At 60.8% G+C, this 19,856-nt stretch carries 24 protein-coding genes; 10 read left to right on the top strand and 14 right to left on the bottom strand.

Annotation, left to right across the window (positions count from 1 at the left end):
• Window positions 1-2 precede the first annotated feature (2 nt).
• Window positions 3-464, bottom strand: coding sequence for an Lrp/AsnC family transcriptional regulator (locus Tal182_RS09350; protein WP_064801990.1), 462 nt, complete (start codon window positions 462-464; stop codon window positions 3-5).
• A gap of 123 nt (window positions 465-587) precedes the next feature.
• Between Tal182_RS09350 and Tal182_RS09345 the strand changes: the two genes are divergently transcribed.
• Complete coding sequence (locus tag Tal182_RS09345; RefSeq protein WP_011425035.1) at window positions 588-1,379, top strand: phenylalanine 4-monooxygenase; 792 nt, start codon at window positions 588-590, stop codon at window positions 1,377-1,379.
• A gap of 166 nt (window positions 1,380-1,545) precedes the next feature.
• Here Tal182_RS09345 and Tal182_RS09340 read toward each other — a convergent pair whose 3' ends face one another.
• A complete protein-coding gene (locus tag Tal182_RS09340; protein ID WP_085859228.1) occupies window positions 1,546-2,301 on the bottom strand; it encodes an AraC family transcriptional regulator in 756 nt (251 codons plus the stop codon).
• A 90-nt stretch (window positions 2,302-2,391) separates the two neighbouring features.
• Between Tal182_RS09340 and Tal182_RS09335 the strand changes: the two genes are divergently transcribed.
• A complete protein-coding gene (locus tag Tal182_RS09335) occupies window positions 2,392-2,928 on the top strand; it encodes a peroxiredoxin-like family protein (RefSeq protein ID WP_085859227.1) in 537 nt (178 codons plus the stop codon).
• Between the two features lie 73 nt (window positions 2,929-3,001).
• Here Tal182_RS09335 and Tal182_RS09330 read toward each other — a convergent pair whose 3' ends face one another.
• From Tal182_RS09330 to Tal182_RS09310, 6 genes are all read right to left on the bottom strand, one after another.
• Window positions 3,002-3,994 (bottom strand): L,D-transpeptidase, encoded by a 993-nt coding sequence (locus tag Tal182_RS09330; RefSeq protein ID WP_085859226.1) that lies wholly within the window; start codon window positions 3,992-3,994, stop codon window positions 3,002-3,004.
• A 100-nt stretch (window positions 3,995-4,094) separates the two neighbouring features.
• The gene (locus Tal182_RS09325) at window positions 4,095-4,979 is read right to left on the bottom strand and encodes a hypothetical protein (RefSeq protein WP_085859225.1); all 885 of its coding nucleotides are present in this window, start codon (window positions 4,977-4,979) and stop codon (window positions 4,095-4,097) included.
• 63 nt (window positions 4,980-5,042) lie between these two features.
• Complete coding sequence (locus tag Tal182_RS09320; RefSeq protein ID WP_085859224.1) at window positions 5,043-5,357, bottom strand: hypothetical protein; 315 nt, start codon at window positions 5,355-5,357, stop codon at window positions 5,043-5,045.
• A gap of 114 nt (window positions 5,358-5,471) precedes the next feature.
• Window positions 5,472-6,053, bottom strand: coding sequence for a BA14K family protein (locus Tal182_RS09315; RefSeq protein ID WP_085859223.1), 582 nt, complete (start codon window positions 6,051-6,053; stop codon window positions 5,472-5,474).
• Window positions 6,050-6,214 (bottom strand): hypothetical protein, encoded by a 165-nt coding sequence (locus tag Tal182_RS32195; protein WP_164517779.1) that lies wholly within the window; start codon window positions 6,212-6,214, stop codon window positions 6,050-6,052. Before Tal182_RS32195 ends, Tal182_RS09315 begins: the two co-directional genes overlap by 4 nt.
• Before the next feature lie 112 nt (window positions 6,215-6,326).
• On the bottom strand, window positions 6,327-6,725 hold the full coding sequence (locus tag Tal182_RS09310; RefSeq protein ID WP_064806091.1) for a DUF1236 domain-containing protein: 399 nt from the start codon (window positions 6,723-6,725) through the stop codon (window positions 6,327-6,329).
• A gap of 192 nt (window positions 6,726-6,917) precedes the next feature.
• On the opposite strand from Tal182_RS09310, the gene Tal182_RS09305 reads away from it, so the two are divergent.
• The gene (locus Tal182_RS09305) at window positions 6,918-7,190 is read left to right on the top strand and encodes a hypothetical protein (protein ID WP_064801980.1); all 273 of its coding nucleotides are present in this window, start codon (window positions 6,918-6,920) and stop codon (window positions 7,188-7,190) included.
• 96 nt (window positions 7,191-7,286) lie between these two features.
• Here Tal182_RS09305 and Tal182_RS09300 read toward each other — a convergent pair whose 3' ends face one another.
• Window positions 7,287-8,138 (bottom strand): methyltransferase domain-containing protein, encoded by an 852-nt coding sequence (locus Tal182_RS09300; protein ID WP_085859222.1) that lies wholly within the window; start codon window positions 8,136-8,138, stop codon window positions 7,287-7,289.
• 159 nt (window positions 8,139-8,297) lie between these two features.
• On the opposite strand from Tal182_RS09300, the gene Tal182_RS32190 reads away from it, so the two are divergent.
• From Tal182_RS32190 to Tal182_RS09290, 3 genes are all read left to right on the top strand, one after another.
• Window positions 8,298-8,474 carry a hypothetical protein gene (locus tag Tal182_RS32190; RefSeq protein ID WP_164517778.1) on the top strand — a complete coding sequence of 59 codons (177 nt, stop codon included), beginning with the start codon at window positions 8,298-8,300 and terminating at the stop codon, window positions 8,472-8,474.
• Window positions 8,475-8,538: 64 nt separating this feature from the next.
• Window positions 8,539-9,927, top strand: coding sequence for a sensor histidine kinase (locus Tal182_RS09295; protein WP_085859221.1), 1,389 nt, complete (start codon window positions 8,539-8,541; stop codon window positions 9,925-9,927).
• Window positions 9,928-9,929: 2 nt separating this feature from the next.
• Window positions 9,930-10,553, top strand: a complete 624-nt coding sequence (locus Tal182_RS09290; protein ID WP_064801974.1) for a response regulator transcription factor — start codon at window positions 9,930-9,932, stop codon at window positions 10,551-10,553.
• A 105-nt stretch (window positions 10,554-10,658) separates the two neighbouring features.
• Here the strand turns inward: Tal182_RS09290 and Tal182_RS09285 are convergent, their stop codons facing one another.
• Window positions 10,659-11,147 carry a hypothetical protein gene (locus tag Tal182_RS09285; protein WP_085860891.1) on the bottom strand — a complete coding sequence of 163 codons (489 nt, stop codon included), beginning with the start codon at window positions 11,145-11,147 and terminating at the stop codon, window positions 10,659-10,661.
• A gap of 301 nt (window positions 11,148-11,448) precedes the next feature.
• Here Tal182_RS09285 and Tal182_RS09280 point away from each other — a divergent pair, with 301 nt between their 5' ends.
• The 4 genes from Tal182_RS09280 to Tal182_RS09265 all read left to right on the top strand — a co-directional run bounded on the left by Tal182_RS09280 (window position 11,449) and on the right by Tal182_RS09265 (window position 13,345).
• The gene (locus Tal182_RS09280; RefSeq protein WP_085859220.1) at window positions 11,449-11,934 is read left to right on the top strand and encodes a hypothetical protein; all 486 of its coding nucleotides are present in this window, start codon (window positions 11,449-11,451) and stop codon (window positions 11,932-11,934) included.
• A 123-nt stretch (window positions 11,935-12,057) separates the two neighbouring features.
• Window positions 12,058-12,849 carry an exodeoxyribonuclease III gene (xth, locus tag Tal182_RS09275; protein ID WP_085859219.1) on the top strand — a complete coding sequence of 264 codons (792 nt, stop codon included), beginning with the start codon at window positions 12,058-12,060 and terminating at the stop codon, window positions 12,847-12,849.
• Between the two features lie 77 nt (window positions 12,850-12,926).
• Window positions 12,927-13,157 carry a hypothetical protein gene (locus Tal182_RS09270; protein WP_085859218.1) on the top strand — a complete coding sequence of 77 codons (231 nt, stop codon included), beginning with the start codon at window positions 12,927-12,929 and terminating at the stop codon, window positions 13,155-13,157.
• Window positions 13,158-13,162: 5 nt separating this feature from the next.
• A complete protein-coding gene (locus Tal182_RS09265) occupies window positions 13,163-13,345 on the top strand; it encodes a hypothetical protein (RefSeq protein ID WP_064801965.1) in 183 nt (60 codons plus the stop codon).
• An 18-nt stretch (window positions 13,346-13,363) separates the two neighbouring features.
• Here Tal182_RS09265 and Tal182_RS09260 read toward each other — a convergent pair whose 3' ends face one another.
• Genes Tal182_RS09260 through Tal182_RS09245 form a run of 4 tightly spaced genes read right to left on the bottom strand, consistent with a single transcriptional unit; the run spans window position 13,364 to window position 19,843 of the window.
• Window positions 13,364-15,445 carry an FAD-binding protein gene (locus tag Tal182_RS09260; protein WP_085859217.1) on the bottom strand — a complete coding sequence of 694 codons (2,082 nt, stop codon included), beginning with the start codon at window positions 15,443-15,445 and terminating at the stop codon, window positions 13,364-13,366.
• 13 nt (window positions 15,446-15,458) lie between these two features.
• Window positions 15,459-16,628 carry a Gfo/Idh/MocA family oxidoreductase gene (locus Tal182_RS09255; RefSeq protein WP_085859216.1) on the bottom strand — a complete coding sequence of 390 codons (1,170 nt, stop codon included), beginning with the start codon at window positions 16,626-16,628 and terminating at the stop codon, window positions 15,459-15,461.
• A gap of 11 nt (window positions 16,629-16,639) precedes the next feature.
• The gene (locus Tal182_RS09250) at window positions 16,640-18,295 is read right to left on the bottom strand and encodes a GMC family oxidoreductase N-terminal domain-containing protein (RefSeq protein WP_085859215.1); all 1,656 of its coding nucleotides are present in this window, start codon (window positions 18,293-18,295) and stop codon (window positions 16,640-16,642) included.
• Window positions 18,296-18,304: 9 nt separating this feature from the next.
• Window positions 18,305-19,843: a GMC family oxidoreductase gene (locus Tal182_RS09245; protein WP_085859214.1), complete on the bottom strand. Its 1,539-nt coding sequence runs from the start codon at window positions 19,841-19,843 to the stop codon at window positions 18,305-18,307.
• Window positions 19,844-19,856: the final 13 nt, after the last annotated feature.

Genomic DNA, 19,856 nt, shown 5'->3' with positions numbered 1-19,856 from the left:
GGTCAGAGCGGCAGTTCGGTGGAGAATTTCAGCTCGCGCAACACGAAGCTCGATACGACGGTGCGCACATGCGGATTGCGCATCAGATAGCGGGTCATGAAGGCTTCGTAGCTTTCGACGTCCCTCGCCCTTATCTTCAGCATGTAGTCGAAGGCGCCCGACAAGGCGTAGCACTCCATGATCTCCGGCCGCTCCAGCACCACTGAAGCGAAAGAAGCCACCGCCTCCTCATGGTGATCCTCCAGCGTGACGTGCGCAATCACGCAGAGCTTGAGATCGAGTTTGCCGGGATCGAGCAGCGTCACGCGCTTGCGGATGACGCCGTCGGCTTCGAGTTCCTGGATCTTCCGCCAGGCCGAGCTTTGCGACATGCCGGCCTTTTCCGCCAGGTCCGCCAACGACAGAGTGCCGTCGGCCTGGATCAGCTGCAGAAGCTTGCGGCGGAAATTCCCAGTTTCTTTCATTTTCGCCACCACATTCGAGAATATCTCCCACCACTATGGCGACAGCCGGCATGAAAGAAAAGAAAATCCGTCAAACACGGAGCATAATGACAGAGATATTGCCATTCCCGGGAGGATCAATCGATGACCAAGGAAAGCAGCTACACCGCCAAACTGCCCGGCCCGGACGGCCTCTATGACTATACCCCCGAAGAAGATGCGATCTGGGGCGAACTCTACCGGCGTCAGATGAAGCTCTTGGCCGATAAGGCTTGCCAGGAATATCTGGACGGCGTCAAACTGCTGGGGCTCAGGCCGGAGAAAGTGCCGCAGCTCCTCGATGTGAACAGACGCCTGAACGAGACCACCGGTTTCGGCGTGGAAGGCGTGCCGGCGCTCATTCCGCCCTCGCGCTTCTATGAACTTCTGTCGCAGGGCAAGTTCCCGCTGGCGACCTTCCTGCGCCGCCGCGAGCATATCGATTATATCGAGGAACCGGACCTGTTCCACGAAGTGTTCGGCCATTGCCCGCTGCTGACCAATCAGAGCTATGCCAATTTCGTCCGGCACTTCGGCGAAACTGCCATGCGCCTCGGCAAGGGCTATTCATGGCATCTGTTCCGGATTTTCTGGTTCACAGTCGAATTCGGCCTGATCAACACGCCGCAAGGCCGCCGCTGTTTCGGCGCCGGCATCGTCTCTTCTCCGAGTGAAGCCAAGGCGGCAACGGAAGGCACGGCGTGCGAATTCCGGCCGTTCGATCTGTTGAGCGTGCTCCGGACGCCCTACCGCATCGATATCCTCCAGCCGATCTACTATGTTATCGACAGCTTTGCCGATCTCGAGGCGATCGTGGAGCAGGATATCGGCGGCGCGATCCTCAAGGCGAAATCGCTGGGGGATTTCGCCCCGGCTTTCGAAGCCAAGGCTTCGTGATTGAAAGCCAACGTCAATCGCCGCCGATCTAAAGCAGGCGCTTTGACGATCATTGATCTGGAGAAAATGGCTGAGCCGCAAAATGAAAGCTTGGCTTCCACGCGTGGTGGATGCCGCGCCCCTGCCGTTTCCACCTGATGCACTAAGGGCGACCTCTATCGCGCACCTAGAATGGGACTGAGGGCCAATCCCCGAATTTCCGGAAAAATGCGCGAGAGAAAGCAGCCGCACTGCCAAATCCGACTTGACGCGCCACCGCCTTCACCTTCGCCCCTTTGGCGAGCTTTCGTCGAGCAAGAATCAAACGCCATCCCGTCAAATAGGCCTGCGGCGTTGTGCCAACCACGTCGCGAAACAGGGCCATGAAATGGCTCCTTGACATCCCTGCCGCTGCAGCAAGGTCATCGCTGTTCCAGGCGCGCGCCGGCGCATCATGCATTGCCACCAAGGCCCGGTGTAACGAGGGATGGGACAGGCCCGCGAGCAAGCCAGGCCCAGTCGCCCCACGATCAATCGCCGACCTCAGAATGAGCAGAACAATGACTTCGCCAAGGCGATTGAGGGCGGCGCTGCGTCCGCAGCGAGAGTCCAGCGCTTCCTCCATGAAGGCGGCCGTGATGTCCCGAAGAGCTGGAATATCGTTGATGCCGACGAGGACCTGGTCAGGCAACGCATTCATGAGCGGGTTATGCGCCCCCTCGAAATCGACCGCCGCGGTCATCAACACCGATGGCTCGGGAACGCTGTCGCCCCGTGGTTGGAGAACGATTGCTTCGACGGGGCCGCCTGCTTCACCAATCACGAACAGCCGGGCGCGGCCATAGCTTATCGGCGTTGGGTCCAGCGAGACTTCCAGTTCGAATGCGTCAAAGAAGGCCGTCAGGCGATCAACTTTTCTAAAAGGCTTCGGACTTTCGATCATGATTCTCGGACTAGTGATGATCAAAATTATGAAACGGTGAGGCCTCGACGTCAACACGGCGTCTGACGTTTGACCTAAGGGAGTTGATCGATGTTGATCCCGAGAACACTGGCCCCCAATTTGACCATTAAGACCCTTCAGCATGGCGAGTTCGATCTGACGAGCGAAGGCCCATCGCTCATGACGCTTGTGTGCTTCTACCGTGGGCTCCACTGCCCCGTCTGCGCAAACTATCTCAAAGAGTTGGAACGGATGACGCCAGCCTTCGAAGATCGCGGGGTAAGTACAATCGCTATAAGCTCTGATGGGGAAGACCGCGCCAGGCAGATGGCGGACAAAATCGGTGCTGAACACCTGCGGGTCGGTTATGGCCTGCCGTTGAGCGTGGCGCGGCAATGGGGTCTTTATATTTCCAGTTCGCGCGGCAAGACATCGATTGGCATCGAGGAACCCGAACTCTTCTCAGAGCCGGGCGTGTTCTTAGTCAGGCCGGATCGGACGGTCTATTGGCTCTCGGTCCAATCCATGCCGTTTGCGCGGCCAAATTTCGCCGACATGGTGCAGGCGTTGGATTTTGTGGTCAAAAACGGCTACCCGGCAAGAGGTGAATATACGGGAGGGGTCTAACGCCGCCTGATCGCGACGCGCCGGAAGGCAGCTGTGGCCGCCGCCTTGTTCAAGTGATCGTCAGATTTGGGTTTCACTTCGGATCGGCGGGACTGCGATTGACAAATTTGACCGGGACGCCCGGCTTGACCATGCCGGCCAGCTCTTCGGCGTCCCAATTCGTCAGCCGCACGCAGCCATGCGAGCCGACCTTGTCGATGAGCTTCGGCTCCGGCGTTCCGTGTATGCCATAGGTCGGCTCGGTCAGGTCGATCCAGACGGTGCCGACCGGGCCATTCGGTCCCTTCGGGATCGTCAGGACCTTGTTGTTCTTTCCCTGCTTGAAATTTCGCTTCGGATCGTATCGGTAGACCGGCATTCGCGCGACGCCCTTGACCTTGTGCTTTCCTGAGGGCGCCGGATTGTCCTCGCTGCCGATCGTGGCGGGATAGACGGCAAGCAGCGATCCATCCTCACCATAGGCCACCACCTGCCCTGTCTTCTTGTCAACCTCGATACTCCTAACCTTGCCTTCTCTGGGAGGGCCGGGATCAACGACCCACACATTGTCGCCGGGCGCGAACTGCGAACCCGGGTTGAGCGCATTCAAGAGATCGAGATCCATGTGAAAGCGCTCGGACAGCTTCTCCGCAACGCTGGTATAGCCGAGGCTCTGCATCTTTGCCTTCTCGCCGTAATCCTCAGGGATTCTGTCAACGAGCCCCGTGGCGTCCTCCGGCGAGACGACATAGCTCTCGATGATGGGCGAATTGTCTTCCAACCGGGAGGCGACATCCGGATCCGGCCTGCCGTCTACGGGAAGCTTGTTCATCGCCTCGAAGCCGGCCACCGCCTTGTCGACGTTCTCGCCGGAGAGACCGTCGATCACGCCGGGAGACGAGCCCGCACGGTCGAGCAGGACCTGAAGGCGGATGATCGCCGGGTCCGGATCTGCGGGCGGCAGCTTTCCTTTCCCGATATCGGCAAGGGAAGCGGCATTGATCGCTTCGGGACGAAGCTCCCCCGCGGAAGCGCCGCCAACGGAAAGGGCCAGAGCGAGCAGCGAGATCGGCAGGGCTGTTTTCATGGACAACAAATGGCCGACGTGGGAATTTGTTCCCACACCAGCCGGGCATCCTCCGACGCAGCATCTGCTACAAGTCCGCACGACCGGTGGCAGGCTCCGGTCACGGCGCCTTCGCTTGCTTCCTGGCTTCGCGTGCTCTTGCCGCGCGGCGGGCGGGCCTCAGTTCTTCGATCGTCGGCTGCCACCATTCGGCATCTCGACGGGGAGGCGTTTTCGCAGGCCAGGTACGGACAAGTTCGTCGAATGTCGGCACCCGCCAATACCCCCAGAGATAATCCTCCGTGACCCCGGGATAGAAATCCGCGACGAGAGCCGGATCGACCAGTTCGCCGGTGATTTCTGTGAAGACGACGATCCCATACGAGGTGGCCACCGGGCGTCCTGTCGGCGGCAAGTCGTCGGTCGGAAGCGGGTAACGGCGGCGCTTGCGTTCGGCTGTGCGAAGCTTGCTGCGCATCTCCCGTTCGGTTCCCTTCCGCTCCTCGGCGCGCCGTCGCCTCTCCTCCGGTTCGTTTCTGCGAGCCGCCGCTTCGATGTCAGGCCATCTGCGTCTCAGTTCCTCATAGGATCGAAAGGGAACGTGCCATATTCGAAGATCGCCGTCCCATCGCGAGAACGGCACCTCGCGAAGCTCGTCGACGACGGTTTTTGAATAGGGCGTGCGGATTCGAAAGCCGTCCTTGCCGAGTTCCAGATATGGACTGTCGATGGGATCAAAGGCGAAGGCATCGCGCCCCTTCGCATCCGCATGCGCGTCGGCTTCGGCCTCCAGCTCGGCAAGCCATCGGCCGATGCGACGGGACGCGGTTCGGCCGGGAACGAACCAGGCCCTTCGCACGTCGTTCCAGCGGGCACGCGGGAAGCGATTTCGGAACTGCTCTACAGTCATCCTGTCGTAAGGGAAGGAAACCTCTGCGCCTGGCTTCGGCTCATCGTCACGGGGCGACATCTCGTCCTGGTCAGCAGGCGATTTTGTTTCTGTCATAGGAGGAGAACGCTTCCGCACCGGGATCGGTTTCCGGCGCGGCCGTACGTCGCCTTAACGATGCTAGTGAACTGTCTTCGACGGCTTCTGCGGCTGCGAAATGTTATGCAGCGTTGCCATGAGCTTTTCGAACTCGTTCAAGACACGGTTGAACTCGGCGTCCGGCATCGTGACGATTTCCGATACCGTCGAAGAAACTGACGCGATCAGTTTATCGATCCAAACGCAGCGATCGGCCGACACATTCCCGAGAACTTCGCGACGGAGTATCTTCAACTCGCGAAGAATGCGAACGATAAGGGCTCCGCGCTCCGCCCTACTCAAGAACGGAAGCCTTGTCTGCGCCTGGTGGATTTCTGCTATCAGCGTCGTCGCCATCCCCGCTCTCCGCCCCTCAAATACAACCGGATATCACAACCGATGCGATTACAACACGGACTTTAGTCTGGCTCGCCAGCACGGTACGATTTTGTACGCCGTACCCGGTCATGGTTAATTGCTCGTCGCGACCAGATCCGACATCTCGCAGCTTCGGCGCTGCCCCTCCCACGGCTGATAGGTGTTGTCTTCCGGCCGATACGATCTGTATCGGGCGGCACATCGGGTTGCCGCCTGGGCATTGACTTTTGTGCCGCCGGCTTCAGGGCTTGCAGCGATATTCTGCTGAAACGGCGAGGCGCATTCGCGGATCTCGCCCCTATAGGATCGGTAGCTGTTGGTCGCAGGATCGAAGGAACGGTAACGCTTGGCGCACCAGGCAAGGTGCTCGGCGGCGAATTTTGGCTGCGGTGGCTGCAGTTCTGTCGACGAACGAGCGGGTCGCGTAGTCACCCTTGGCGCGACGGTCGCCGCAGCCTCGGTGACATAGCTGGAATAGACAGGCGGAATTCGTTCATAATGCTGCCGATGGGGATCGACCTTCACCGGACTCGTCGTCCATAGATCGGGGGCGGCAAGGTCCGTGAGCGCGGGTGGTCCGGAATCCGCCACCACATGCGAGGCAACGGAGGCCGCTGCCATGCAGGCGCCAACCGAGCTGGCAATGCCGAAGGCGACGCTTGCAATGGCATTCATTGGCCCGCTCCCTGCTGTTGTGCCTGGGGAATCCAGACACGCGCCCCGGCGCTGCTGTGCCCGCCGGTGGCGACCAGCACGGCGATAATGCCGACCATCGACAGGAGAATGGCGATCAGCGGCACGGCGAGACCAGCGGATTTCTCTTCGGAATAGATCATGTTCCCTCTCCTCGATCCGTGCGGCCGCACGACGACGCTGCCGTCCATCGTGCGGCTGATCTGAAGATGATTTGCGAAAGGAAGACGCGGCAGAGCCACGTGAACGATCAGGTCACTTGATCACCTGGATCACCTTGCGCGACGACGGTTCGACAATGACACGCTCGTCATTGACCACCGCGTAGGCATATGTCGGATCGTCCGGAACGGGAGTCACGACGACCGTTTCCGGCAGCGGCTGGCCGACGACCACCTTTTCCTTCACAACGACGCGTGCCGACGGTGCCGGAGCCTCGCGGACATAGGTGACGACCTTTTCAGGCGGCGGATCGATCGCCGTGCCGACGACTGCGCCGGCAACGCCGCCGATAGCAGCACCGGCCGGCCCACCAACGATAGCTCCGGTGATTGCGCCACCGGCCGCACCATTGACGGTCGAGGACTGGGCGAATGCGACGCCCGACATCACGGTCATGGCAGTTGCGGCGCCTGCGATAAACTTGAAGAGCATCTTTTCCTCCTTGCTTTTCAATGCGGCCTGCTTGCCGCTGCCAAACCAACTTGCTGGCAACGAGGTCGTTCCACGCCCCGGACCTCGGTCTGAGGCATCCCGGCCCTTGGTCTGGATTTCATTATTCGTCAGCCGCGCTATTCTCGAGCCGAACGCCATCGCATCGCGGGCTTGGGCAGGAGACCGAGGGAGATGACACGATCCAACCGTCGGGAAGCGGGACGCAGGCGCCTGGCCATGCGTCTGCCGCAAATGCGGGCGCTGATCATGCAGGCGCGCGACCCGTGGCAGCTCGAGCTTTTCGAGGCCTACCAGATGGCAGTCGAAGCGCGTGATCGGCTTCGAAGACGACGGTTCAATTTGAAGCTGGTGCGGGAATATGACGAGACCTGCGTCGAGATCGAACAGCACGTCATCGGCGCGATGCGCGCGCCTGACTACCCCCACTACTGCCTCATCCCGTAATCGGCGACCGCAGGTTTAATCCGGGCGCCAGGGAATGATTATCCGCACGAGCCCCGAGCACAGGTAATCGGCGCGCGAGAAGATTGCCGGAAGCGGTTAAGGGGCCCGGCCGGAGGCGACCAGGGCGCTCATGCTGCCGCGAGGACGGGCGCCATAGCGAGACGCCACCCGCTCGGCCACCTCATCAACGATCTCCGACATGCGCTCCGGCGCCCGCCATTCGATTTCTCCGCTGAGCGGCGTGCCCCGGCAGAAAGCGGTCGCGATATCCTGTGCTGTGGCCGCGATAGAGGTCAGTTCGAGCCGTTCGCAGGAAACTGCCTCGAATCCCGCCGATGATACTTCAGCCTTGATCGGGCTGGGGTCGAAGTAAGAATATGGCAAGCGCCTGAGGAAATCGGGAGGATCCGACGGGAAAAGGCTTGTCAGACATTCGTCCACACATCTTGCGAAGTCGTTGGCAGCAAGCGAATCCCAAGTCGAAAACAGGAAATGGCCTCCGCTCCGCAACACTCTTTTCGCCTCGTGATAGGCCTTCGGCTTATCCGGAAAAAACATGACGCCGAACTGGCAAACGACGAGATCGAACATCAAGGGGGCGAACGGCAGATCTTGCGCATCTGCGTGCATCCAATGCGTTCGCGACATCGTCACAGATGGTGCGCCGACGTCGATCATCGCCTGGCTGAGATCGGTGGCAACGATCTCGGCGGCCGGATCGAGCTTCGCCCGCAGAGCGCGTGTCAAGGCGCCGGTCCCCGCCGCGACTTCGAGCACGCTGACCGGCTTCGACCGTTCGGCGACGATTGCCATTTCCAACGCATAGGGCTCAAAGAGAATCGGCACGAGAAGGGCTTGGTAAAGATCGGCGACGCCTGCCCCGAACGGAGGGGGAGGCGCGACAGATGCGGCATCTGCACCGTCATCGATGTTCGCAGAAACTGTCACCACACGTCTCCAAACACAGCTCCATCGAAGTTGAAATATGGCTGAATCGGATGTTGTCCACGGGGACGGACCTTGGTCCCAGGCCTCTTCGACCGAAGTCCCCGAAGCGGAACGGTCGCCTGACCGCGTCGTTTGAGCGATATGGAAGGAGATCCGCTTATGCCCCAAAAGAACAGATCCCATGTCAACGATGCCTGGAACGCCTCCGTCATTGCCCTCGTCATCGTTCTGGCCGGTCTCCTCTATGTCTTCGGCGCAGCCATGTCAGGCGATAGCATTCATTTGACCGAGAGCATCAGAGGCGCCGAGGTCTTCGATACTAGGAATCTGCCCTGATACAGTCTGGAAAAACTCCAAAGACGCTGTAGGTTAGTCGGCAAAGTCTCTTGCCGGTATCAAAATGAATTGGCTGCGCCGCTGGAATGCCCGCTCACTCGCCTCGCAATTTTTCATCGCGGGTGGCTTGGTCTCGATCGCCGCCATGTTTCTCGTGGGCATCCTTGTCACCCATCTGATCGAGGAAGCCGTCATTCATAATTCCGGCGCGGCGACGGCGCTTTACGTCGACAGTGTGGTGGCGCCGCTGCTTCCCGACATGCAAACGGAATCGCTGCTGGACGAAGGCAGCGCTCAGGCTCTCGACGAAACACTCGGTCAAGGGGCGCTTGGCAGGCGCCTTGTCTCCTTCAGGCTGTGGCGGAACGACGGCACCATCCTCTATTCGAAGGACAAGGAGCTGGTGGGCCAGAAGTTTCCCATAAATGCCAAGCTGCAGAAGGCATTCGCCGGCTCGCTCGTCGCGCGATACGAAGTCGCCGACGACCCGGAAAGCGGTGCCGAGCGCGCGCTCGGCAAGCCGCTGATGGAAATCTACAATCCGGTTCTCCAGCCGTGGTCCGGCCAGGCGGTTGCTGTGCTCGAATTCTACGAGACCGCGGAAGGCCTCGGCGACAGTCTGGCGCACGCAAGGCTGCAGAGCTGGGGAGCAGTCGCCGCTCTCACAGGCGTCTTTTTCCTCGTTCTCTCCGCCCTGGTGTTTCGCGGAAGCCGCACGATAGAAGCGCAGCGCAGGGATCTCAAGGAACGGGTCAAGGAATTGTCTGCGCTGCTGGCGGAAAATCGCGGACTCCAGCGGCGGCTGCAGCGCGCTTCGCAGCGCGTGGCGGCGCTGAACGAAACATATCTGCGCAGCATCGGCGCCGATCTTCACGACGGTCCGGCACAGCACATTGCCTATGCTTCACTGCGACTGGACAGCGACTTGTTGATCAACGCATCCACCGAACCCGAAGCGCGCGAAAAAGAACTTGCCTGGATACGCTCGAGCCTCGCGGAGGCCATGACGGAAATCCGCAATATCTGCAGCGGACTGGTGCTCCCGCAGATCGAAAAGTCCTCCATCACCGATATCGTGCTGCGGGTCGTCGAAGCGCACCGGCACAAGACCGAAACCGTTGTCGAAGCGATTATCGACGAGGATGGACCCGAGCTCGCTGCTGCCGTAAAGATCTGTATCTATCGCTTCGTTCAGGAAGCCTTGAACAACGCCTATCGCCACGGCGGCGGCGTTCAGCAGACCGTGAAAGCCGTGTCGCATAATGGTCATGTTTGTGTGGAGGTCAGTGATCGTGGCGATGGGTTCGACCCGACGGAGGTGAGGCCGACAAGCCTGGGCCTGGTGGGGCTGCGCGAACGCATCGACAGCCTGGGGGGATCTTTCGATATCAAGACGGGTGAAGGAGGAACGACCGTGACCATGACCTTCGAGCCTATGGAAGCTGGAGAATAGAGATGACACCAATCACCGTCGGCGTCGTGGACGACCACCCGCTTTTTCGCGAGGGTGTAACGCGCAGCTTGTCGGAGATGAGCGACTTCGTGGTCATTGGCGAAGGGGCCAGCAGCGAAGATGCCGCCATGATCGCATCGAACAACCTCCCCGACGTGATGCTTCTCGATGTCTCGATGCCCGGCGGCGGATTGGCTGCGATCGCCGACGTCCTGGCGCTCAGCCCGACGACGAAAGTGCTGATGTTGACGGTATCCGAGGAGGTGGACACGCTGCTCGGAGCCCTGCAGCAGGGCGCGATGGGCTACGTTCTCAAAGGTGTCGGTTCACGCGGCCTCGCCGAAGCGATTAAAACCGTCCTCAGCGGGTCGCGATATGTCTCGCCGATGATGTCGGCGAAGGCGATGGAAAATTCGCTACAAAACGGAAACTCCGACAAGAACAGTCTGACGCCAAGGGAGCGCGAGGTGATGGATCTCGTCGCCCAAGGTCTGTCAAACAAGCATATCGGCCTGCGCCTCAACCTGCAGGAAAAGACCGTGAAGCACCATATGACCCAGATCCTGAGCAAGCTCGGCGCCTCGAACAGGACCGAAGCGGCCCTGCAATGGCGCGAACGGCGATAGCGCCGGCTCGACCTGCGATCCAGAGCTTTTCCGGGTTAGTTGAGCCAACAGAATACTGCACTCCAACCCGGAAAGGCTCTACGGCGCCGTTTTCCGCATTCTGCCTCAGCGAAGGAAATTGCTCAGCCGGTTTGCGTCGCCGGCCGTCGCCTGCCGGCTTATGATCGTCCTGCCCTTCGAGTCCTTCATGATATAGCGGCCACTGCGCAGGCTTTCGGTGATGCCGTTCGCGTGGCGAACGTTGATCGACCCATCGGTGCCTTCGGTCGCTCTGGCCTTCGATCCCGTCGACGACGCGGCCGAGGATGAAGAGGATCCGGCGTTGCTGTTGGAGCTTCCACCTGCGCTGCTGCCGGAACCACTACTGCCGTTTCCGCCCCCGCCGCCATTGCCTCCCCCGTTGCCATTCCCTCCGCCGTTGCCATTTCCTCCGCCGTTGCCGCCGCCGTTATTGCCGTCCTTTGCCGCTGCGTGTTTCACCGTCAGAACGCGAAGGGAGCCATCGAGATTGATTGTCACAGGCGATCCGGCAACAACGAGGGCGACGGCCGCGCAGCCGCCCAATCTCAAAAAACCCCGTTTCGAGATAGTCAATGCCATTGACTTGTTCATCCGTTCTTCGCCGTTCCTACGCCTATTGGACGCCTTGAGAATTTTCGCCTTTCTGAGGGCTAAATGCAACCGGACCTAGGTACTAAGAAAAGGCAGGACTTTGGTCCGGCATGCAGTGGATGCGCCCCCAAAAATACGAGCGATGTCATCACAAATACTGCCACGGCGCGTATATTGTCGACATCGTCGCCATGGTGTTGCTGGACAAGGCGCAGACGCATTTTTCTGGAACTTCTTTCCTCGTCACCGCTTTGATTATCAAATTGCAACAGAGGAAACCGCGATGCCGAACCCGAATGATTCACCCGCCGTCCAGTCCCTGCGAAAAGAGCAGGCAGAGCAGCGAAAACAGTCCGGAAAGGGCGAACTCGACAAAGCGATCGAAGACACGTTTCCCGCGTCTGATCCTGTTTCCGCCACCCATACCTCCATTCCCGTCGGCCGCAGCGATGTCGAGGCGGCTGAGCGGGTGAAGCGGGAGCCGGATCCGACCGCCATTGACCAAGAGTATCCGCTGGTCGATCAGGCCCTGCAGACTTCGCACGCCTCGGACAGATTCGATGCCGACCGCGAGGAACTGCGCGCGCTTCAGAAAGAAGCCGGTCGGATGGCTGAGTCCGCGTCGGAGCTGGCGTCCGGAACAGCCCGTCTGGCAAAGGCGGAAGCTAGGAGTTTCGTCCAGGATATGGAGGAAAGGATACGCCGGCAGCCGCTGACTGCCGCAGCGATCGTCGCCGCCATCGCCTTTGTGTACGGCGCAACGCGCTGAAAGGGCGGCACCATGGCGAGTCAATGGACTGGCTGTCTGCACGAATCCTGCGCGCGACAAAAGAACCAGGAAGAACGCGGCACGCTTTCGGATCTGGCCAGCACTGCCTCGACATGATCCCTCATGAAAATCGCATCCTACAACGTGAACGGGATCAACGGGCGACTGACCAACCTGCTGCGCTGGCTGAAAGAGGATGCCCCCGATGTAGCCTGCCTTCAGGAACTGAAAACCGACGACGCCAGGTTTCCGCGAAAAGAGATCGAACGGGCCGGCTACGGCGCCGTCTGGCACGGGCAGCGATCCTGGAACGGCGTCGCCATCCTGGCAAAGGACAAGACACCCATCCTGACGCGGCGCGGTCTTCCGGGCGATCCTGACGACACCCACAGCCGATATATCGAAGCCGTCATCGAAGGAATGCTGATCGGATGCCTGTATCTGCCGAACGGCAACCCTTTTCCCAGCGCCAAGTTCGAATACAAGCTTCGCTGGTTCGGGCGCTTGCACGCCTATGCCGCCGAACTGCTCGACATCGAGGTGCCTTCCATCCTTGCCGGCGATTTCAACGTCATGCCGACGGAGATCGACGTCTACAAGCCGGAGCGCTGGCGAGACGATGCACTTTTCAGGCCCGAAGTCCGCAAAGCCTACGCCAGGCTCGTCTCCCAAGGCTGGACGGATGCCATCAGGCATCTGCATCCGGACGAGCGCATCTACACCTTCTGGAAATATTGGCGGAACAGTTTCGAGCGCGACGCCGGGCTTCGGATCGACCACTTTCTGCTCAGCCCGACAGTGGCGCCGTGGCTCCGATCGGCAACCGTCCGGCGCAAGCCCCGGAGTTGGGAGCATACGAGCGACCACGCACCCGTCATGATCGAGCTCGATCTTCCGGCAGCTGAAGCCGTGTGAGCGGCAATGCATCGGTCGCAGAGTAGCACGGAACCTGCGATGCCTGCTGGAGTTAGCTCTGCAAAGGAGATTGTCCGATGCGTATAAAACCCATTCCCGATTCCGCTAAGCTTCCGCCCAAGTCGTTGAACGAGGACACTCAGGACGATGAGCTGTCCGAGGCAGGTGTCGACGACCAGCGCAAGCCTCCCGTCAGCATGGGCAGCAGCCGCGAGGCAGTCGACGGCGTCCCCAGCTCCGATCCTGAGACAGGCCGCGTCGATCAGAAGGGGCGCATTCCTGCCCCGCAATTCTCCAACCGGAAGTGATCGTCATGGGCGAGAGCAAGAATTATCTCAATACCGACGAAATCCAGGCCGACGATCAATTGTCGCCGAAACCCGTCGAAGGAAAAGATCCACCACGGCATGTGCGCAAAAGCGAGGAAGCCGTCGCCGAAGGCTCTGACGATACGGAGCGCATCCGGGTTCCGCCAGCGGTCGCCAATCCTGATTGATACAATGACAGCATCGCCTCATTCGCCGCCGTCCAGATCATAGATGCGGCCCGTCAACCAGGCGGGCCAGTCGCGCTCGAAAAAGGATCTGGCACCTTTATCCAGTTCGCGGTTCGGACGGGTTGAAAGCCTGACCTCTTCGCCTTCGAGCCGAACGACGATCTGCTCCTTGCGATGCGCTTCGTTTTCCTTGCGGATACGATAGTCCTCCAGCCGACTGGCACTCGCCAGCGGCAGGAATTCGCCCTCCGCATCGCAGATCGCCCGTGCTCCCCGACTGCCGCCGCCCCTGCCGATGTAGAAGTCCAGGGCGCTCAGCACCGCCTCCGAGGCGAGCGCCATGTGCCGCCATTGCACGCCTCGGACCGCTTCGGCCGCGCGCTCGTAGGCGAGGCCGTTGGCGCGGATTTCGGCGTTCAGCGCCCGCGCTTCGATCAAGGCCTGGCGGACGCTCCCCTGATCGCAAATGATGCCAGCCTTCTCGCTCATGCGTGCCTGCACCGCCGAGCGGACCGCTTTGACAGTGAGCGGGCTTTCGGTTCGCAGGGCGGAGAGGAGATTGGCGATGCCCGCCTCTGCAGCCTCCGGTACACGTCCCGCCGCAGGCCGCTTTGCCCCGCCGGCGCCGATATGTTCGGCCACCCTGGTTCCGAAGACCTGCCCGGCATTCAGCGCCGCTCCGCCGGGCCTTGTTACCCCATGCGTGCCAGCCGCCTCTCCGACCGCGTAGCAGCCACCCAGATTGGTGCGGCCCCAGCTGTCGACCATGATGCCGCCGTTCATGTGCTGGTTGTTGACCGCGAACTCCAGCGGCTCTGCGGCAATATCGATCTTGTAACGGCGATAGAGCTCGATCGCGAGCGGGTTCATATGCTTCAATCGATGAATCGGCATTTGCTGATCGGCGCCAGCCTTGCCGAGATAGAGGCGAACGTCCTCGTCCAGCCTCTCCAGGCTGAATGGCAGGTCGCCGGGAACGGGCAGAGGATTGCGATTGAAGTCCATAAAGACGCGCCGACCGGCTGCGGTCTCACGGTAAATGGCGAGATCGACCAGGCTCGAGCCGAAATCAAGCATGCGGGTCGCGTGGAACGGCCATTGATAGCCCTTACGGAAGATGTTCGACGCCAGCTCCTGGGTACTTCGATAATATCCCGCCAGGAAATGGTGTTCGGCGCCTTCGCCGTCGACCGAATAGATATGCGGAATCGCCTGGACGTACGTGCCGGACAGATTCCAAGGGAATCCCTCTCTGCGCGTTCCGATGCCGAACTGGCTTTCGGTCAGGTTGACGAGTTCGACGCCCGCCTCCAGCGCCAATCCGAGGGAGCCGAAGCAGCCGTTGGGATAAACGCTGTCGCGATAGAGTTCGCCCGGCCCGCCGGCGGCAAGCACGATGATGCCACTCACGAACAAGGCGATGCCGAGCGGATTCTCCTGCGTACGGTCGCCGGCGCGCATGACGAGCATGCCGGCGATATTACGCTCAGCCCCCTCGCCCTCGGTGAGGATTTTCACCGCGGTGGTCTGGTTGTAGAACGGCACGCCCAGTCGGATCGCCTCCTCCGCCAGCACCTTGACCATCAAGCGCGAGGTGCGCGGGCCGCAGCTGGTGGCGCGGCCGACCTCGTCATGGTCGGTCTGATATCTCAGTGTTCCGCCAAGCGGATCCTGGGGCAGCGGCAGCCCCAAGAACTGCAGCGATGCCATCATCCGTGACGAGCCGACCGCCTCGACATAGGCCGTGTCCTCGTCCATGGCGCCGCCGCTGCCGATGGCGCGGGCCATCGCCCGGTAATTATCGCCCTGATCGGCCGTGTTCGCGGTGTGGAGGGTTTGCTTGTCGGAGCCAGAGCAGGCCGAGGTTCCGCCCCATGCGCTTTGGCTGATGATGACGACATCGACGCCGCGCCGCTTCATTTCCACCGCCGCACGCAGACCCGCAGCGCCGGAGCCGACGACGACGCAGCCGGCTCGGTAGATCGGCGTCGCGATGCCAGCGAGCCGGACCTCTTCCGAAGCGACGCCTTCGGCTGGAAGCCGCGGCATATCGACATCGGTCAGTGCGTCAAGAATTTCCTGCGGGACATCTATCGTCATCGGCGCACCACAATCAATTGAGCGGGATATCGACCCAGCGTCTCTGCCGGGAAGACTCCATGCAGGCGTCGACGATCTGGCAGATGTGGTGGCCGGTATCGAATGTCGGCCACATTGGTCTGTTTGCGACGATCGATCTTATGACCTCGGCCACCTCGATGATCTTGCTTTCATTGTAGCCTATGCCGAAGTTCGGCAACGGAAGGAAAGCCCTGAAGGTCGCATTCTCAGGACCGGCGTCGATCTCGCGAAAGCCGCGCCGTCCCGTGCTGTCGTCGTTGGTGTAGAAACGCAGCCGGTTTATCTCGTCATAGGTATAGGCGATGCTGCCTTTCGTTCCATAGACCTCGTAGGTCTGCATGAATTTGCGGCCGGTGGCGACGCGGCTGAAGTCCACGATGCCGGCGGCGCCGTTTTCGAACCGGCACAGCAGGTTGGTCGCGTCGGGATTGGTGATATCGGCCCAGGCCTCGTTGCCCGACAGTTTCACCTGCTCGCCATAGGCAAGCCCCTCGACGATCGGCCGGCGCGGAGTGACAATGAGATTGTCGGCGATCAGGGAGCTGACGCGGCCGACGAGGAAATCCATGAAGCTGAAGATGTGCGAACCGGTGTCGCCGACGATCCCGGTCGGCGCGAGCTTGCCATCGGCGCGCCACATGAACGGTGCTGTGGGATCGCCATACATGTCGACGTGTTGGCAGCCGCGAAACAGCTTGATCTCACCGATTTCACCGGATTCGATGATCTCTTTCGCCAGATCATGAACGGGGTTTCGGGGGAAGGCGTGTCCGACACGGGTGATGACACCCTTTTCTCTGGCGATCTCGGCCAGCTCCAGCGCTTCGTTAGCGGTATTTGCCAGCGGCTTCTCGCAATAGACATGTTTGCCGGCCAGCAGGGCCGCCTTGGCCACCGGATAGTGCAGATGGTCGGGCAAGCAGATATCGATGAGATCGACTTCGGGATCGGCAACCGCCAGCTTCCAATCCTGGTAGATCCTGGCCCCCGGCGCCCTGTTGCCGATATCCTGCGCTACGTCAGGATTGCTGTCGACAAGCGCCACGATCCGCGCCGTTCCGTCTGAGACGCCGAAGAAATGCGGAAAGGTCTGATAGGCCATCGTGTGGACCTTTCCCATCCAGCCCGAGGCGCCAAGCACTGCAACTTTCACTTCAGACATTGTCGCTCTCCTTAGCGGATCTCGGCGCGGGCCCGGGTCCTGGTATCATTGCGTTCATAGGCGAAGATCGCCGATGGCAGCGCGGGCAGACCCCGAATGAGATCGGATCCCTTTTCGCCGACCATGATCGTCGGAGCGTTGGTGTTGCAGGACGGGACGCGCGGCATGACCGAGGAATCGCAGATCCGGAGGCCTTCGAGGCCATGGACCTTGAGATCCAGCCCGACAACCGCGTCGGGCCCCGTTCCCATCTTGCAGGTGCCGACCGGATGATGGTCGGTCTTGGCGTTGGCGCAGCCATAGTCGAAAAGCTGCTCGTCGGTGATGACCTTCGGACCCGGAAGCCTTTCGGCCATGACATAGGGCTTCAGCGCCGCCTGCTGCATGATCTCGCGGGCGATCTTCAGCCCCTCCAGCGACATCTTCCTGTCGTGCGGATCGGACCAGTAGTTGGGATCGATCAAGGGTGCTGCACCCGGGTCGGCAGAAGACAGACGCACCGTGCCGCGCGAGCGCGGATGCAGATAGGCGGAGTTGAGGGTCACGCCGGCGTTCTTCAGCCGCTCGACGCCTGCTTCGATGCCGGAACCCAGGCCGAGATGGAACTGGATATCGGGAGACCGTGCGTCGGGATCGGCATACCAGAAGCCGCCGGTCTCGAAGAGCGACGAGGCGACCGGACCGGTGCGGAAGAGGACATATTGTATCCCCGCCCAAAGCGTGCGGTGGAGCTTCGCAACGCCGTCATAGGTGTGATCGCCGGTGCATTCGGCGATAACGAAAAGATCGAGATGGTCCTGAAGATTGCCGCCGACGCCAGGCAGATCGTGGAAGGGCTTGACGCCGACCGAGGTCAAATGGTCGGCCGGCCCTATGCCGGACTGCAAGAGGAGCTTCGGCGATCCGATCGCGCCTGACGAGACCAAGACTTCGCGTTCAGCACGCACGACCTCCAGACCGTGTCCGGTGGCGATCTCGACGCCGATGGCGCGGCCTGCCTCCAGCACGATGCGGACGACACGCGCGCCCGTCCGGATCGTCAGATTCTTCCGGTTTTTGATCGGCGAGAGATAGGCATACGATGCCGATGAGCGGCGCCGGTTGCGCTGGGTGAGCTGGTAAAATCCGACGCCGGCCTGCTGGCGACCGTTGAAATCGTGATTGTAGGGTATGCCGAGTTCCTGTCCCGCGCGGATATAGGCATCGCAGATCGGCAGCGGTGCCGCCGGCATCGAGACACCCAGCGGACCGCCATAGGCGTGGTAATCGTCGGCGAAACGTTGATTGTCCTCGGCACGTTTGAAATAGGGCAGGATCGAACGGTAGTCCCAGCCCTCGCAGCCGTCTTCACTGGCCCAGAGATCATAATCGGCCGCGTTTCCGCGGGTGTAGAGCTGCGCATTGATCGACGAGCCGCCGCCGATGATCTTTGCCTGGGTGTAGCGAAGCACCCTGTCCTTCATGTGCCTCTGGGGAACGGTTTCCCATCCCCAGCTGGCGACGCCTTTGGTCATCTTGGCGAAACCGGCGGGCATGTGGAAAAGAGGATTCCAGTCGCCTCCGCCGGCCTCCAGAAGCAGTACCTTGACATCGGGATCTTCGCTGAGGCGGCTTGCAAGAACGCAGCCCGCAGGACCGGCACCGGTGATGATATAATCGAATCCCATTTTACTGTCCTATTTGAAGCCGGCGCGCACCAATGGATCTGCCTGTGTCTGCAAGTCCGTCGATGCGATGTGATGGGCAACTCTGAGAGCTTGGCTGGCGACGGTGAGCGCCGGATTGACTGCAGCCGAGGTAGGCAGGAAACCGGCGTCGACGACGAAGAGGTTTTCGTGATCGTAGGACCGGCAATAGGGATCGAGCGGCGCCGTCGCAGGGTCATTGCCGATCCGGATCGTTCCGCACTGATGGGAGGGCGTGCGCTTGTCGAAGGGTCTCGATAGTACGATCGGAAATCCGACCGACTTCAGGATCGCCTTCAGCTTGGCGACAAGCGCCAGATGCGCGTCCCAGTTGGTTCTCTGCCATTGGAGGATGATCCGATCGCCATCGACCATGACGCGGCTTTCCGGATTGGGCACGTCTTCGCTCATGGCATAGAAGTCGATGGCATGGTCCGTGATGAAACGGAGAAGCCATTCCGGAGCCTGCGGCAGAGAGCCCTTCAGAACTCTTTCGGAGATACGGCCCAGCAACTGCACATTGCCGAGCGGCGGTCCTCCCTCCCCGTCGGAGAGATAGAAGTCGTTGAAGGCGAAGGTTTTCTGGTAGACGGCGGTGTTCCTGAAGCGCGGCGAGACCGCTATCACGGCCGAGGCATTGTGGTTCATGAAGTTGCGGCCCACCTGATCGGAAGAGTTGGCGAGTCCCCTCGGGAAGCGGTCGTTTTTCGAACGGAGCAAAAGCACGGATGACTGAACCGCGCCGGCGGAAAGGATGACGATCCTGGGCGAGACAGTCAGCGTCTGTCCGTTCTTGACGTAGGTGACACCGTCGATCCGGCTCCCCGCCCCGGTGTCGAGCCGTATCACCCGTGCATTTATCTCGAGCCGCACGTTCTTGTGTTTCAGCGCCACAGCGAGTGCCGCGGTTTCGGCATCCATCTTGCCGTCTTGTGAATTCGGATGTGCATCCCAGGGCGTGCGCGCCTTGGAGAGCCAGGCATCGAGATCCAGGCCGAGCGGCAGCGAAAACGGATGCAGTCCTTTCGCCTTCAGACGTACCCTGACTTCGGCGATCGGCGCCTCGTCGGGCACGGGCGGGAATTCGTAGGCAACCGAGTGATGCGGTTCGGTCGGATCTTCGCCAAGACTGCCGCGGACCTGATACATCAGCTCCGCCTGCGAATACCATGGCTCCAGCTCTTCATAGGGAAAGGGCCAGGCCGGCGAAACGCCTTCCCGATGTTCGATGACGTCGAAATCTTCTTTGCGATAGCGCGACAAGACGGCGCCGTAGAATTTCGAATTGCCGCCGACATTGTAGTAGTTGCCGGGGTTGAAGCCCCTGCCGTTCGCCTCGTACCAGGTTTCCTTCGGCCGGAAATGTCCATGCTGGAAGATGGCGCGCTGGTCGCGATTGACGGGAAGATCGGCGATATGATCGCCGGCTTCGAGGACCAATATCTCAGCACCTGATACAGCCAGGCCGGCAGCGACTGTGGCGCCGCCGACGCCCGAGCCAATGATGACGATGTCTGGCGAACTGCTCATGTCAACACCTGCC

Source organism: Rhizobium sp. TAL182 (assembly GCF_002117725.1).
Taxonomy (GTDB): domain Bacteria; phylum Pseudomonadota; class Alphaproteobacteria; order Rhizobiales; family Rhizobiaceae; genus Rhizobium; species Rhizobium esperanzae.
Note: the sequence above shows the minus strand (reverse complement) of the source record. Positions and strands in the feature narration are given on the sequence as shown.

Excerpts from the sequence above, each read along its gene's own strand:
- Tal182_RS09350 (WP_064801990.1), bottom strand. The coding sequence starts at position 464 with ATGAAAGAAACTGGGAATTTCCGCCGCAAGCTTCTGCAGCTGATCCAG.
- Tal182_RS09345 (WP_011425035.1), top strand. The coding sequence starts at position 588 with ATGACCAAGGAAAGCAGCTACACCGCCAAACTGCCCGGCCCGGACGGC.
- Tal182_RS09340 (WP_085859228.1), bottom strand. The coding sequence starts at position 2,301 with ATGATCGAAAGTCCGAAGCCTTTTAGAAAAGTTGATCGCCTGACGGCC.
- Tal182_RS09335 (WP_085859227.1), top strand. The coding sequence starts at position 2,392 with ATGTTGATCCCGAGAACACTGGCCCCCAATTTGACCATTAAGACCCTT.
- Tal182_RS09330 (WP_085859226.1), bottom strand. The coding sequence starts at position 3,994 with ATGAAAACAGCCCTGCCGATCTCGCTGCTCGCTCTGGCCCTTTCCGTT.
- Tal182_RS09325 (WP_085859225.1), bottom strand. The coding sequence starts at position 4,979 with ATGACAGAAACAAAATCGCCTGCTGACCAGGACGAGATGTCGCCCCGT.
- Tal182_RS09320 (WP_085859224.1), bottom strand. The coding sequence starts at position 5,357 with ATGGCGACGACGCTGATAGCAGAAATCCACCAGGCGCAGACAAGGCTT.
- Tal182_RS09315 (WP_085859223.1), bottom strand. The coding sequence starts at position 6,053 with ATGAATGCCATTGCAAGCGTCGCCTTCGGCATTGCCAGCTCGGTTGGC.
- Tal182_RS32195 (WP_164517779.1), bottom strand. The coding sequence starts at position 6,214 with ATGATCTATTCCGAAGAGAAATCCGCTGGTCTCGCCGTGCCGCTGATC.
- Tal182_RS09310 (WP_064806091.1), bottom strand. The coding sequence starts at position 6,725 with ATGCTCTTCAAGTTTATCGCAGGCGCCGCAACTGCCATGACCGTGATG.
- Tal182_RS09305 (WP_064801980.1), top strand. The coding sequence starts at position 6,918 with ATGACACGATCCAACCGTCGGGAAGCGGGACGCAGGCGCCTGGCCATG.
- Tal182_RS32190 (WP_164517778.1), top strand. The coding sequence starts at position 8,298 with ATGCCCCAAAAGAACAGATCCCATGTCAACGATGCCTGGAACGCCTCC.
- Tal182_RS09295 (WP_085859221.1), top strand. The coding sequence starts at position 8,539 with ATGAATTGGCTGCGCCGCTGGAATGCCCGCTCACTCGCCTCGCAATTT.
- Tal182_RS09290 (WP_064801974.1), top strand. The coding sequence starts at position 9,930 with ATGACACCAATCACCGTCGGCGTCGTGGACGACCACCCGCTTTTTCGC.
- Tal182_RS09280 (WP_085859220.1), top strand. The coding sequence starts at position 11,449 with ATGCCGAACCCGAATGATTCACCCGCCGTCCAGTCCCTGCGAAAAGAG.
- xth (WP_085859219.1), top strand. The coding sequence starts at position 12,058 with ATGAAAATCGCATCCTACAACGTGAACGGGATCAACGGGCGACTGACC.
- Tal182_RS09270 (WP_085859218.1), top strand. The coding sequence starts at position 12,927 with ATGCGTATAAAACCCATTCCCGATTCCGCTAAGCTTCCGCCCAAGTCG.
- Tal182_RS09265 (WP_064801965.1), top strand. The coding sequence starts at position 13,163 with ATGGGCGAGAGCAAGAATTATCTCAATACCGACGAAATCCAGGCCGAC.
- Tal182_RS09260 (WP_085859217.1), bottom strand. The coding sequence starts at position 15,445 with ATGACGATAGATGTCCCGCAGGAAATTCTTGACGCACTGACCGATGTC.
- Tal182_RS09255 (WP_085859216.1), bottom strand. The coding sequence starts at position 16,628 with ATGTCTGAAGTGAAAGTTGCAGTGCTTGGCGCCTCGGGCTGGATGGGA.
- Tal182_RS09250 (WP_085859215.1), bottom strand. The coding sequence starts at position 18,295 with ATGGGATTCGATTATATCATCACCGGTGCCGGTCCTGCGGGCTGCGTT.
- Tal182_RS09245 (WP_085859214.1), bottom strand. The coding sequence starts at position 19,843 with ATGAGCAGTTCGCCAGACATCGTCATCATTGGCTCGGGCGTCGGCGGC.